Here is a 14,174-nt window from a genome sequence, read left to right as displayed (position 1 = left end):
ACGGTCCTCGGCAGACCGAGGCCGTACCGTGCCAAGACGGCGACTCGGCACGGTACGGCGGTCCGCGCGTTCAGCTCACCCGGCGTTGAAGCGGTACTGGCCCGCCCGGGCCCGGTAGACCTTGTAGGCCGCGCCGCCTGAAGCGTCGTCCCGGACGAAGGCGACGCCCCGGGGCGGGCTGACGGGCTTGTCCTCGGTGGGGACCCAGATCTCGGCCTCCGTGTTGTACGGAATGGTGACCGCCAGGTCGATCCTGCCGTCCGGCCGGCGGCGCCATTCCGAGGAGACCCTGCCACGCACGGTGTCGATCGAGGCGCGCACGTGGTCGAGCGTCGAGGGCGCCAGGTCGATGTCCTGCGTGTCCTTCGGGACGCGGCTGTTGACCGCGGCCGCGGGGATGTACGGGCGGATGCGCAGCGACTCGTAGGCGGTCGAGGTCGGCCTGATGCCGGCCAGGCTCTGGTAGAACCACGTGGCCACGTTGGAGCGATAGTGATGGTTGACCGACAGCCGATCCGTCCACTGCTCCCACAGTGAGGTGGCGCCCTTGGCGATCTGGTACACGTAGCCGGGCTGGCCGGTCCGGGTGACGGCCTGGAGGGCGATGTCGGTGTAGCCGTACTCACTGAGGATGTTGAACTCGTAGCGCGAGCCGTACATGTCGTTCTGGATGTGCTGGTCCGCCGCCACGATGCGGTCGGCGAGCAGCTTCGCGAGGGCCTTCTTGTTCTCCTCGACCGTCTTCGTACCGGCCAGGTAGCGGGGGTCGTCGGACTTCAGGTCCGAGCCGGGGACCAGGTCGAAGGCGATGGCCAGGGCGTTCTCGCTGGAGATGCTGCCCTCGGTGAAGTAACCCTTGGACGGGTCCCAGTAGTTGGCGATGAACGCCTTGCGCAGGGTGCGCGCCAGCTTCGCGTAGTGGGCCGCGCGTTCGGTGCGGCCGAGCCTGCGGCCCACCTCGTCCATGTAGTCGCAGAAGTGGATGTAGAACGCGAGGCTGATGACGGCGTTGCTGCCGGGACTCTCCGCACCGGAGTAGGCGCCGAGGGAGGCTTCGAACTTGTAGTGGTTCTCGGCGGTGAACAGTGTCTCGTAGTACTTCAGGAGCGTGTCCTGGTGGTCGTAGAGCTCGGCGAACAGACTGCTGTTGCCGTAGTACGTGTGCAGCTCCCTGGGCATGACGAAGTACGCCGAGTCCCAGGCGGGCACCGCCTTCCAGGCGGCGTTCCAGCCGGGGGTGTGGTCGTAGCCGTAGCCGCCCTTGGCAATGGGGACGAACATGGGCAGCTGGCCGGTGGAGATCTGGGTGTCGGGGAATTGGCGCAGCCAGTTGGTGAAGACCCCGTTGACGTCCCAGGTGAGGGACTCCGACTCGGAGCTGGCCATGGCGTCGCCGGTCCAGCCGTTCTTCTCCCGAGACGGGGTGTCAGTGGGCTTCTGCACCAGGTTGTTCTGCTCGGCCCACTCCAGGTTGCGCTGGAGGCGGTTGATCAGCGCGTTGTCCGTGGTGAAGGTGCCGGTTCGGGCGAAGCCTGTGCGGGCGACGCCGACGGTCAGCAGATCCGCGTCCCGCTTCAGGTCGGGGGCCCGCCCGAGGACGGCTTCGAGGTTCATCACTTCCAGGTAGCGGAAGCCGAAGTGGCTGAACTGCTGTTCCCAGGTCTGCGTCGACCGCCTGCCGAGGGTGTAGTAGTGCGTCTGGAGGTTGGCGTCGTGCTGGAAGTTCTCCTCCTCGACCGAGAGGGGGGAGGCGGCTGTGCCGTCACCGCTGACGATGCGGTTGCCGCCGCGGATGCGCAGGGTGAGGCCTTCCCTGTCGGGGCGTGATCCGGTGAGCGTCAGGCGGACGAAGCCCGTCAGGATCTGGCCGTAGTCCAGGACCCAGACGCCGGAGCCGGGAGCCGTCTCGGTGAGGGAAGCCGGGCGCAGCGTCTGGTTGACCAGCACCGGCTCTGCCTCGTGAGCTCTCAGGACGGCCGGCTTGAAGCCCTCGGGAACCGTCGTGGCGGGCAACACGCCGTGGTACTTCGGCGAAAGTCCGGCGCAACTGCCCGGAGGGATCAGCACGGTGGCAGGCCGCCACTCGCGGCCCGTCCTGTACCCGACCGAGCGCCACTCCCCCAGCTCGTCCGCGCGCCGGGCGTCGTACTTCTCACCCGAGTACACGGAGTCGAACGTCGTGGGTCCGTCCGCGCTGAGCCACTCCTTGTCCGTGACGAGGGTGGTGGCGGAGCCATCGGTGTAGGTCACGACGAGCTTCGCTCGCAGGCGCGGCTGGCCGGCGTAGGGAGCGAGCTGCCAGAACCACTCCTGGGGCGTCGTGACTCCGTACCAGCCGCGTCCGAGCTCGGCGGCGACGACGTTCTCCCGGCCGGCCCGGAGCAGTGCGGTGACGTCGAAGGTGTTGTACAGGACCGTGCGGTCGTAGGTGCTCTGGTCGGTGAGCAGCCGGGGCACGTTGGTCCGGCCGCGGTTCGCCTGCCTGCCGTCGACGGTGACCGGGTCGCCGTTGACGGTGAAGGTGACGTTGCCGGCGGCGCTCAGGTGCAGGCGCGCCAAGGCGATGCGGCGTCTTCGGGGCAGTGTGAACGCGCGGCGCAGCACGGGGGCCGGGCTGGCGATGGGCAGCACGGCGTTCCTGCCGGGGATGTAGGGGTTCTTGGGCGGGAAGGTGAGGCCGCCGGGGGTGGCGATGCCGGCCTCGAAGGGGTTGGCGCCGGTGGTGAGGTCGGCGGAGAAGGCGGGGGCGCCGGTGCCGGTCACCTCGACGCTGCGGACGGTGGCCGAGGTGCCGCCGCCGAAGCCGAAGCTTCCGTGCCGGCGGATCTGGTCTCCGGTGAGCTCGCGGCTGTCGACCTCGACGCCGTTGACGGTGGTGGTCACGGTGAGCCCACTGGCCGTGACCTGCACGGTGTGGTCGCGGGTGGCCCAGGTGTCCTTGGTCAGTCCGGTCGACGCAGGGAGGGTGACGGTGCCGACCGGGACGCTGCGGGTGCCGGCGGTGGTGGGGTTGGTCTCGCTCTGGGGGTCGTAGTGGTCGACGCCCCAGTTCGGCTTCGAGGTCCCGTCGTCCACCCACGTGTTGCCGGCGTAGTGGCTGGTCTTCATCACCAGTTGCATGTCGTCGCCGGACTGCCGGACGGTCCAGTTGAGCCCCTCACCCCAGGTCTTGCCGATGGGTTCGGCTCGCAGGAGCAGGGACAGACCACCGGCGGCGTCGGACCCACCGCGGAAGACGACGGTCGCGGCCAGGTCCTTCCAGTCATGGTCCTGCGCCTCGCGGCCGCCGATCCACCGTGCACCCGACCAGTCCTTCTCGCCCTTCAGCAGGCCGGTCTCCCACACCGCGGACTCGCTCCAGCGACCCGCCTCACCCTTCTCGTCCCAGGTCCGCACCCGCCAGAAGTACGCCTGCTCCGACCGCAGTGCGCCGCCACCACAGGCCACTTCGGTGCTGTTGGAGCCCGCCGCGCCCGCCACCTTGCCGCTGCGCCAGACGTCGGCCTTGCCGGGGCCGGTGCCGACCTGGATCTCGTACGCGGTCTGTCTGGCCACCGGGGGCAGCCAGCTGAACGCCGGGGCGGTCTCCGTGCCCAGCGGTGCGACCCGAGAGTTGACCTGCAGATCCGCGGGTACGGAACCGTACCTGCCCGCTGCCGGCGCGCTCGCCGCCACGGCGTTCGGCGCGGTGGCGAGCGGGAGCGAGGCCCCGGCTGCCGCGGCCGTCATGATGCCGAACATGTGTCGGCGGCTCAACGCACTGCTGTTCTCCTCGGCCACGGCTCAGATCCCTTCGTATGCGCTCCGCACTGGAGCAGGGGTGTCCCTCCCCCGTCAGGTATTGAATCGTTTCAATACCTTCCAAGTGGAAAGCTTATGGACACCTCACCCGGAACACAATCGTCTGGACCGATGACTCACGCGGACATGCCCTGCGCCTATCGGGTCACCGAAGGCGCCGCGCGGCCGCCGACGGGGTCATCAGTTCTCCGTCGACGGCCGGAACCCGCCCGGCAACGCTCGCGACGGCCGAGCCCCCGCCCGCCGGTCCACATAACGCTCTGATTACGAAGTTGATCGGCAGCCTTCCGCCCCCTTGCAGCCCCGGTCTATGTTCCCATCGAAAACCAACCACTTGGTAAGCGTTGGCGCTCGTCTCCTGCCGGGCGCTGGGCCCGGACACGCTTTTCGCGCCGCGGCCACTGCCCACCGCACCCGTACGACCCACAGCAGCGCCGTCCGGGGCGCCACGACCCACATTCAGGAAGGCAGTCAACGATGACGATGACCGAGCTCGAACGAGGGTTCCTCTGGGGAGCCTCCACCGCACCGCACCAGATCGAGGGCAACAACCTCAACAGCGACTTCTGGGCGAACGAGGGGCGCATGCCGGGCATGGAGCGCAGCGGTGACGCCTGCGACAGCTACCACCGGTACCGCGAGGACATGCAGTTGCTGGCCGACGCCGGCCTCAACGCCTACCGCTTCGGCATCGAGTGGGCCCGGATCGAGCCGGTCCCCGGGATGATCTCGCGGGCGGAACTGGCCCACTACCGGCGCATGATCGAGACGGCCTTCGAGCTCGGCCTGACCCCGGTCGTGACCCTGCACCACTTCACCAGCCCGCTCTGGTTCGCTCAGGAGGGCGGCTGGCTCGGCGACCGCGCCGTGGAGCGGTTCCGGGCGTATGCCGAGGCCGTTTCCCCGATCCTCGACGGCGTCGACTGGGTTGTCACGATGAACGAGCCGAACATGCTGGCCATCATGATCGGCATGGCACGGGCGTTGCAGGACGACCCGCACGCGGCCGACCCGTGGCTGAGCCCCACCGTCGACAACGAGAGCCCGCGGCCGAAGACGCCGGCCCCCGACGTGAAGATCGGCGAACGGCTGGTCGAGGCGCACCACGCCGCCCGGGAGGTGCTGCGCGAGCGCACCGGCGCCAAGGTCGGCTGGACCGTCGCCAACCGCGCCTTCGTCGCCCGCCCGGGGGCCGAGGAGAAGAAGCGGGAGTTGGAGTACGTCTGGGAGGACCTCTACCTGGAGGGGTCACGCGGCGACGACTTCGTGGGCGTGCAGTCGTACTCCAGCCAGTGGGTCGGCCCGGACGGTGTCGAGCCTCACCCGCAGCACCCCGACAACACACTCGTCGGAACCCCCTACCGGCCCGACGCCCTGGCCATCGCCGTACGGCACACCGCCGAGGTCACCGGCGGCATGCCGATCCTCGTCACCGAGAACGGCATCGCCACCCGCGACGACACCCGCCGGATCGCCTACACCGGCGAGGCGCTGAAGCACCTTCAGGCCGAGATCGCCGACGGCGACGGCGTCGATGTACGCGGTTACCTGCACTGGAGCCTCCTCGACAACTACGAGTGGGGCCACTGGGCGCCGACGTTCGGACTGGTCGAGGTCGACCGCGAGACCTTCGAGCGCCGCCCCAAGCCCAGCCTCGCCTGGCTGGGCGAGACCGCCCGTCGCGGGCTCAACTGACCTCACCGCCACCGGAAGGACACATCGTGCAGGTATCCGTACCCGACGTCTCGTCCCGGCCCCTGACCGAACTGATCTCGCTGTCCGGGCGACGCGCCGTCGTGACCGGCGCGGGCCGTGGACTGGGCCGGGCCATCGCCGAACGCATGGCCGAGGCAGGCGCGGACGTGCTCGTCGCCGACATCGAGCACGGGCTCGCCACCACCGTCGCCAAGGACCTCAACGCCCGCCGGCCTGGCTGCGCGGTGGGCGCCCACCTGGACGTCACCGACGCCGGAAGCGTCGCCGGGGTCGCCGACCTCGCGGTCCGGGAGCTCGGCGGGGTCGACATCTGGGTCAACAACGCCGGGATCTTCCCCAGCGTTCCCGCGCTGGAGATGTCCGAGAAGACCTGGGACGAGGTCTTCGCCGTGAACGCCCGCGGCGTCTTCCTCGGCTCCCGGGAGGCCGCCCGCCGGATGCGCGACGCCGGGAACGGCGGCGTCATCGTCAACGTCGTCTCCACGGCCGGGTTCCGGGGAACGGCCCCCGGGCTCGCCGCCTACGTCGGCTCCAAGCACGCGGCGCGCGGCCTCACCCGGCAACTCGCCCTCGAATTCGCGCCGCTCGGCATTCGCGTACTGGGCGTCGCACCGACGTACGTGCCGACCGAGGGGAACATGGCCGCGGCCGCCGCTGCCGGTGTCCCGTTGGACTCCGAGGCGCTCATGTCCGTCATGCAGCCGAGCCTGCTCGGCCGACTCGGCGTCCCCGACGACATCGCCCGCGTGGTGCTCTTCTGCGCGAGTGACCTCTCGGCCTTCATGACGGGGAGCACGCTCCTCGCCGACGCCGGCGAAACGATCTGATCCCCCTTCTACCCGCCCCTCCGCTCCCTCCGACCTATCCCCGCTCCCTTCAGAGCGCTACCCGAACCGCGTAGGAGCCCCATGCTCTTCCCCCGTACCAGTCCAACCCGCGACATCGTCAGCCTCGACGGCCTCTGGCGATTCGCCCTCGACACCCGGGCCGGCGCCACCCCGTGGACGTCCCGGCTCGCCCCGCCCCTCGAAGTCCCCGTCCCCGCCAGCTACAACGACCTGTTCGTGGACGCGGAGATCCGTGACCACGTCGGCGTCGTCTGGTACCAGCGCGATGTGCGGGTGCCGCGCGGCTGGGCGGGAGAGCGGGTGGTCCTGCGCTTCGGCTCCGTGACCCACGCCGCGCAGGTCTACGTGGACGACCGGCTCGTGGCTGAACACACCGGCGGGTACACGCCGTTCGACGCGGACCTGACCGACGTCGTGCGCCCCGGCGCCGAGTTCCGGCTGACGGTCGGCGTCGACAACCGGCTGACGAACGAGACGATCCCGCCGGGCACCGTCACCACCGGCCCGGACGGCCGCGAACGCCAGTCGTACCTGCACGACTTCTACAACTACGCGGGCATCGCCCGCCCGGTCCGCCTGTGCAGCACGCCAGGGACCTTCGTCGAGGACATCACGGTCGTCACCGGACGGGACGGCGCGGCCGGCGTCGTCGAGTACCGCGTGGAGATCGCCGGCGAAGCCGCCGACGCGACCGCGGTCCGGGTGCGCGCGGTCGACGAGACCGGCCGGATCGTGGCCGAGGCACACGGACCCGACGGCTTGCTCCGCATCGAGGACGTCACCCTCTGGAAGCCCGGCGCCGCCTACCTCTACGGTCTGGTGGTGGAGCTGGTCGGCGACAGCGAGACCGGTGCGGGAGAAGTGATCGACAGCTACACCCAGCCCTTCGGTGTCCGTACCGTCGAGGTACGGGGCACCCAGTTCCTCATCAACGGCGAACCGTTCTACTTCACGGGTTTCGGCAAGCACGAGGACACCCCCGTGCGGGGCAAGGGCCATGACGACGCCTACCTCGTCCACGACTTCCAGCTCATGGAGTGGACCGGCGCCAACTCCTTCCGCACCTCCCACTACCCGTACGCGGAGGAGGTGCTCGACTTCGCCGACCGGCACGGCATCGTCGTCATCGACGAGACCGCCGCGGTCGGCCTCAACCTGGGCGTCATGGGCGGTCTCACCGGCCAGGCTCCGACTCCGACCTTCGCACCGGAGAACTTCGGCGGAGTCACCGGCGACGTCCACGCCCAGCACCTGCGGGAGCTGATCGAGCGGGACAAGAACCACCCGAGCGTGGTGATGTGGTCCCTCGCCAACGAACCCGCCTCCAACGAGGAGGGTGCGCGCGAGTACTTCGAGCCGCTGGTCGAGCTGGCCCGCAAACTCGACCCGACCCGCCCCCTCACCTACTCCGCGGTCATGTTCGCCACCCCGCAGAACGACCGTATCGGCGACCTGTTCGACGTGCTGAGCATCAACCGCTACTACGGCTGGTACCTGTTCACCGGTGACCTGGCGACCGCCGAGCAGTATCTGGAGAAGGACCTCCGCGGCTGGGTCCAGCGCTTCGGCAAGCCGGTCATGATGTCCGAGTACGGCGCCGACACCCAGCCCGGCCTGCACTCCGTCTGGGACACCCCGTGGAGCGAGGAGTACCAGAGCGACTACCTCGCCACGTACCACCGCGTCTTCGACCGCATCCCCGAGTTCGTCGGCGAACACGTCTGGAACTTCGCCGACTTCCAGACCTCCAACGGTATCCACCGCGTCGACGGCAACAAGAAGGGCGTCTTCACCCGCGACCGCAGGCCGAAGACGGCCGCGTTCTCGCTGCGTCGCCGCTGGAGCGGCCTGGAGGGGCGTAAGCCCGGTCCCACCGCAGACGACTGACGGCAGTGATTGAAACGTTCCAGTCGACAGCTCGCCCAGGACCTGAGAAGGGCCGAACCACATGTCCACTCCCCCTCCCCCGCGTCCCGTCACCGCGCACAGCACCATCGACGCATGGCTGACCCACCCGAAGGGCGCGCCACTCATCGAGGCGCTGCTGCAGCAGGCCGGGGTTCCACAGGAGATGCTCGCCCCCGTCCGCTCGCTCCCCCTCCAGCAACTCGTCGCCGCCAGCCAGGGGCAGCTGTCACAGGCGGTCGTCGACGACCTGGTGCTCCAGGCCAACGACGGCGTCATGCCCGCCGAGGACAGCGACCCCGACCAGTGGACCGAGCGCGTCACGGCCGGACGTTTCGACGGCAGGACCGCCCTCGTCACCGGCGCGGCCGCGGGCATCGGCCGGGCGACCGCCTCACGTATCGCGCGGGAAGGCGGCCGTGTGATCGCCGTGGACGTCTCGGCCGAACGCCTCGAAGCCTTCGCCGCGTCCTTCCCCGACGGCGTGATCACCGCCGTGATCGGCGACATCACATGCCAGGACCACATCGACCGGATCGTCGACGCGGCCGACGGCCGGATCGACGCCCTGGCGAACGTGGCCGGGGTGAACGACGACTTCTCTCCGGTCCACGAAACCTCCGACGAGGTCTGGGACCGGGTCATCGACATCAACCTCACCGGCTCCTTCAAGCTGTCCCGCGCGGTCCTGCCGGTCATGATCGCCGCCGGCCGGGGCTCGATCGTCAACGTCGCCTCGGAAGCGGCGCTGCGCGGCAACTCCTCGGGCACCGCGTACACCGTCTCCAAGCACGGTGTCATCGGCCTGACCCGATCCGCCGCCTTCATGTACGGTCCGCACGGCATCCGCGTCAACGCGGTCGCACCCGGTGGCGTGGCGACCGGCATCCCGATGCCCGAGCAGGTGTCACCGACGGGTTCCGCCCGCCTCGCCCCGTTCCAGCAGGCGATTCCGAGCCTGGCCACCGCCGAACAGCTGGCGGCATCCATCACCTTCCTGCTCAGTGACGACGGCATCAACATCAACGGCGCCGTCCTCCCGTCCGACGGGGGCTGGTCGGTCCAGTAGCACCTGACCCCCGGTGGCGGCCCGTCACCGAGCGGACCGGTCACGCGCGTTGCACCCTCTTCAGCTCCATCAGTTCCTCCCCAACGCGCGTGCCGACTTCCGTCAACTGCCGCGCCACCTGGCATTCATGAGACGAAGGAGTACTCATGCCTCAGAACGACCGCGACATCAGTGTGGCCGGACCCCCGCCGACCGGGCCGACGACGGGTGACGGTGGGGGGCCTTCCGGGCCGGCCAAGATCTTCGGTGAGGATCCGGCCGAGGCCCCCGTCCCCGAGATCCAGGCCCCGCCGCTGGAGAGGGTCAGCAGGAGCTACCTCGCCTGGATCATGATCGCCAGCTTCGGGGCCTCCCTGGCCCTGATGGTCCCGCTCTCCTACTCGCTGGCCGTGCGGATCGACGACCTCGTCCCCGGGCGCGAGGAACTGCTCGGATACGTCACCGGATCCGCCCAGGTCGTCTATCTGGTCCTCAGCCCTCTGATCGGCTTCTGGAGCGACCGGATGCGCTCCCGCCTGGGCCGCCGGACACCGTTCATGTTCGCCGGCACGGCCATCGGCATGGTCGGGCTCCTGGGGATCGCCGTCGCACCGACCGTCTTCCTGGTGGGCCTCGCGTGGGTCGTCGGCATGGTCGGCTGGTCCACGGTCGGGCAGGCGATCCAGAACGTCCAGGCCGACCGCGTGCCGGAGGAGCAGCGGGGACGCGTCTCGGCGGTGACCAGCGTCATGACCCAGATCGCGCCGGTGGTCGGCATCGGCATCGCGTACACGGTGGCGTCCAGCACGCTTCTGGTGTTCCTGGTCCCGGGCGTCATCGGGGCGGCCATGCTGTTGCTGTTCCCACTGTTCAAGCCCGAGGGCGACTCCCGCGCACTCGTCCGCACCAGCGAGGTGAGCCTCAAGGGCCTGGTCGCCAGCTATGGCTTCAATCCGCGGAAGTACCCCGACTTCGGCTGGAACTGGCTCGGACGCTTCGTCTTCTTCATGGGCCTGTACTTCAACACCACCTTCGGGACCTTCTTCTACGCCCAGCGGCTCGACATGCCCGTCAAGGAGGTCGCCGGCGTCGTTGCGGCGATCGGGATCATCGGGGTTGTGGCGGCGATGGGCGGCGCCATCGGGGGCGGCTTCCTCTCCGACAAGCTCGGCCGACGCAAGCTGTTCACCGTGATCGGATCCGCGATCTTCGTCGCCGGGGCCGTCGCCGAGGCGTTCGCCCACTCGCTGCCCCAGCTCGTCGTCGGTGCGGTGCTGATGCAGCTCGCCATCGCGATGTTCAGCGCCGTCGACCAGGCGATCGTGTTCGCCGTCCTCCCGGACCGGGCCCAGGCCGGCCGCTATCTCGCGGTCGTCGCCTTCGCGCAGAAAATCCCCAGCGCCCTCGCTCCGCTCATCGCACCGCTCGTCATCACCATCGGTGTCACGAGCGGAGGGGAGAAGAACTACACACTGCTCTATCTGAGCGGCGCGGTGCTGGCGCTCGCCGGCGGCCTGATCATCAAGTTCAAGATCAAGTCGGTCCGGTAGCGGGCACCTCGCCAGTCGCCGGTGCCCGCAAGGGGTGGGGTCCGATCTCCTGGATCCCGGTGGGCTACTGCGGCGTACCGGGGGCGGTGGAGGACGGCGACACGCCTGTGACCGCATCGCGGCCCTACCGCTTCGACGCGCTGAGGGAGCATCCGCGCACGTCCAGGTGTCCACGGCACACCGGACGACAGCCCGCGCACCGGCCGCTCGCGCCGCGGGACGCCTTCGCCGTACGCACCGCTGCGAGAACCGTCGTACGGAAAGCCGACCACCGTGCGACCGCAGAGTTCACCACGTTCCGAGAAACACGAGTCGCGAAAAGGCAGAGCATGAACAACGCACCGTACGATCTGCGCATCGACAACGGCGGTGACCAGTTCGCCGTGTCTGGCCCCGCACCCCGCTTGTCGTGGAAGCCGCCGTCGGATGCCGGACACCCGGCCGGATACGAGCTGGAGTGCACGGTCGCCGGCGACGCGCAGCCCGCGCTGCGGGTGGCCCCCGGCCGGCACCGGTTCCTCCCCTGGCCCTGGGCGGCGTTGGGCAGCGGCCGGCAGGTGGCCTGGCGCGTCCGGGCCGACGGCACAGGGGGTCCCTCGCCGTGGTCGGAGTGGAACGCGTTCGAGGCCGGTCTCCTCGACGAGGACTGGCAGGCCCGCTGGATCTCGCCGGCCGAGACCGGCGACCCCGGCTACGGCAAGCGCCCGGCCCACATCCTGGCGACCCTCTTCGAGGCACGGGACGGGGTCCGCTCGGCGCGGCTGTACGCGACGGCGCTCGGCCTGTACGAGGCGTACGTGAACGGCGAACGGGCCGGCACCGCCGAACTGTCGCCCGGTTCCACCTCCTACGACCGCACGCTCTACGCCCAGGCATCGGACGTCACGGCCGCCATCAGGGCCGGCGACAACCGTGTCGAGATCGTTCTCTCGGACGGCTGGTACCGGGGCCAGGTCGGCGCGTTCCGCCTGCCGGCCGGCTGGGGCTCGGTACTCGGCGCGCGTGCCGAGCTGCACATCGTGTACGAGGACGGCTCACGCCAGGTCGTGCGCAGCGACGAGACCTGGACGAGCACCCGGTCGGCCATCACCCGGGCCGACCTCATGGACGGGCAGAGCACCGACTTCCGCGCCGGACGGGCCACCGAACAGCCGGTCCTCGTCGATCAGGTCGAGGCACCCGCGATCGACTGGTCGCCGGCACCGCCCGTGCGCGTCGTCGAATCGCGCCCGGCACATGCGGTCGAGCAGCTGCGGGACGGGCTCTGGATCGCCGACTTCGGGCAGAACGCCTCCGGCCGACTCGCCCTCAGCGACCTCGGCCCGGCCGGCACCCGCACGGTCATCGACTACGGCGAACACGTCGGCCGCGACGGCGACCTGACGACCGCCCACCTGGACTCCGTCCGCCCCGGCGAGGAGCCGATCCCCTTCGTCCAGCGCGACGAGGTCGTCTCGGCGGGCCGGGGGGAGACGTTCGAGCCACACCACACCGTGCACGGCTTCCAGTACGCGCGCATCCGCCGCGACGGTGCCCCTCTCGACCCCGCGAGCCTCACGATGCGCGTCGTCCACACCGATCTGCGCCGCACCGGAACCTTCGCGTGCAGCGACGACGACCTCAACCGCCTTCATGAGATCGCCGACTGGAGCTTCCGGGGCAACGCCGTCGATGTCCCCACGGACTGCCCGACTCGCGAACGCCTCGCCTGGACCGGCGACTACCAGGTCTTCGCACCCACCGCCACGCGCCTGTACGACGTCCTCGGCTTCAGCCGCAAATGGCTCCGCTCGGTCCGCGACGACCAGCTGGCGGACGGCCGGATCGCCAACTTCTCGCCCGACGGCCGCCGCATCAAGCATCACCTCGACGACCAGTTCGCCATGATGACCGGCTCCGCCGGCTGGGGCGACGCGATCGTCGCCGTCCCCTGGGAGCTGTACCAGTCCTACGGCGACCAGGAAGTACTGGCCGAGAACTGGGAGGCGATGGTCCGCTGGGTCGAGTGGGCCCTGCGGACGGCCCGCACCGCCCGCCACCAGTCCCGGACCGAGCGCTCGGTTGAGCCACTCCCTCACGAGCAGTACCTGTGGGACGGCTCCTTCCACTGGGGCGAGTGGACCGAGCCCAGGGCGAAGGCCGCCGACGGCACCCGCATCGACCCGATCAAGACCGACCCGGTCGCCTGGTTCATGGCCGACAAGGGCGAGGTCGGCACGGCGTTCCTGTACCGCTCGACGTCGACCCTCGCCGACGTCGCAAGGGCGCTGGGCCGCACCGAGGACGCGGTCCGCTACACCGAGACCGCCGAGCACGTGCGCGACGCCTGGCGCACCGAGTTCCTCACCCCCGACGGACGCACCACCGGCGACACTCAGGCCGGCTATGTGCGCGCGCTCTCCCTCGGGCTCGTCCCCGCCGAGCTGCGCCCGGCAGCCGCCGCGCGCCTGGCCGAACTGATCCGTGCCGCCGGCACCCACCTGGGCACCGGCTTCCTCGCCACCGGCGACCTGCTTCCCGTCCTGGCCGACACCGGCCACGCCGACATCGCCTACGAGCTGCTCCTGCGGCGGACCGCACCGTCCTGGCTGTACATGCTCGACCACGGCGCGACGACCATCTGGGAGGACTGGGAGGGCATCGACGAGAACGGAGACGCCCACGACTCCCTGAACCACTACAGCAAAGGCGCCGTGGTCAGCTTCCTGCACACCCACACGCTGGGACTACGCCAGACACCGGGGTCGGTCGCCTGGGAGTCCTTCGAGGTGGCGCCCGTCCCCCACCCGTCGCTGACCTGGGCCCGGGGCACGCACGAGTCCCCGCAGGGCACGATCGCCGTCGAGTGGCGGACGACCAGTGACGAGCTGACCCTGACCGTCGACGTTCCCCCGGCGACCACCGCACGCGTCGTCTTCCCCGACGGCACCACCGAGACCGCCACGACAGGCACCTTCCGTGCCACCCGCCGTGTCGAGGGTCGTTCGCCGGCTCGCTCTGCCGGCGACTCGGGACGCTAGCCGTTCCCGTGTTGCAGGGGCGCGACCGACTGGGTCCTGGACTCCAGCGTCGGGCCTGATGGCTCTTGCCGGAGAAAGCCGCGGCACGGGCGGGACAGACCCGTCGTCCACGCGCAACGCGCACTACATCCATAGACCGATGCCGCGAACAGGGGAGGTTCGGCGGCCCTCGCGACGAGAGCGCTATCGTTCACTCAGTTCCGAGGTGGGGCGAAAGGAATCCCAACCACATGGTAGATTTTGGGCGCTCAACTGCTGCGTACGACCTGTCCGAACCGGCTTCGTA

7 protein-coding genes are annotated in these 14,174 nt (G+C 69.9%); 6 read left to right on the top strand and 1 reads right to left on the bottom strand.

Going from position 1 to position 14,174, the window contains the following annotated elements; genetic code table 11:
- Positions 1-75 precede the first annotated feature (75 nt).
- A complete protein-coding gene (locus ACZ5XS_RS24410) occupies positions 76-3,780 on the bottom strand; it encodes a family 78 glycoside hydrolase catalytic domain (RefSeq protein ID WP_468654570.1) in 3,705 nt (1,234 codons plus the stop codon).
- Between the two features lie 498 nt (positions 3,781-4,278).
- Here ACZ5XS_RS24410 and ACZ5XS_RS24405 point away from each other — a divergent pair, with 498 nt between their 5' ends.
- The 6 genes from ACZ5XS_RS24405 to ACZ5XS_RS24380 all read left to right on the top strand — a co-directional run bounded on the left by ACZ5XS_RS24405 (position 4,279) and on the right by ACZ5XS_RS24380 (position 13,888).
- Positions 4,279-5,496 carry a family 1 glycosylhydrolase gene (locus ACZ5XS_RS24405; RefSeq protein WP_468654568.1) on the top strand — a complete coding sequence of 406 codons (1,218 nt, stop codon included), beginning with the start codon at positions 4,279-4,281 and terminating at the stop codon, positions 5,494-5,496.
- Positions 5,497-5,522: 26 nt separating this feature from the next.
- A complete protein-coding gene (locus tag ACZ5XS_RS24400) occupies positions 5,523-6,344 on the top strand; it encodes an SDR family NAD(P)-dependent oxidoreductase (RefSeq protein WP_468654566.1) in 822 nt (273 codons plus the stop codon).
- A gap of 81 nt (positions 6,345-6,425) precedes the next feature.
- Entirely contained in the window at positions 6,426-8,252 is a 1,827-nt protein-coding gene (uidA, locus tag ACZ5XS_RS24395) for a beta-glucuronidase (protein ID WP_468654564.1), read from the top strand.
- Positions 8,253-8,313: 61 nt separating this feature from the next.
- Entirely contained in the window at positions 8,314-9,339 is a 1,026-nt protein-coding gene (locus ACZ5XS_RS24390; protein ID WP_468654562.1) for an SDR family NAD(P)-dependent oxidoreductase, read from the top strand.
- Positions 9,340-9,485: 146 nt separating this feature from the next.
- Positions 9,486-10,868, top strand: coding sequence for an MFS transporter (locus tag ACZ5XS_RS24385; protein ID WP_468654560.1), 1,383 nt, complete (start codon positions 9,486-9,488; stop codon positions 10,866-10,868).
- Between the two features lie 329 nt (positions 10,869-11,197).
- Entirely contained in the window at positions 11,198-13,888 is a 2,691-nt protein-coding gene (locus tag ACZ5XS_RS24380) for a family 78 glycoside hydrolase catalytic domain (RefSeq protein WP_468654558.1), read from the top strand.
- Positions 13,889-14,174 lie beyond the last annotated feature (286 nt).

The organism is Streptomyces sp. NPDC033131 (assembly GCF_055578365.1).
The sequence above is the reverse complement of the archived record's forward strand: the minus strand, read 5'-3'. Positions and strand labels throughout refer to the sequence as shown.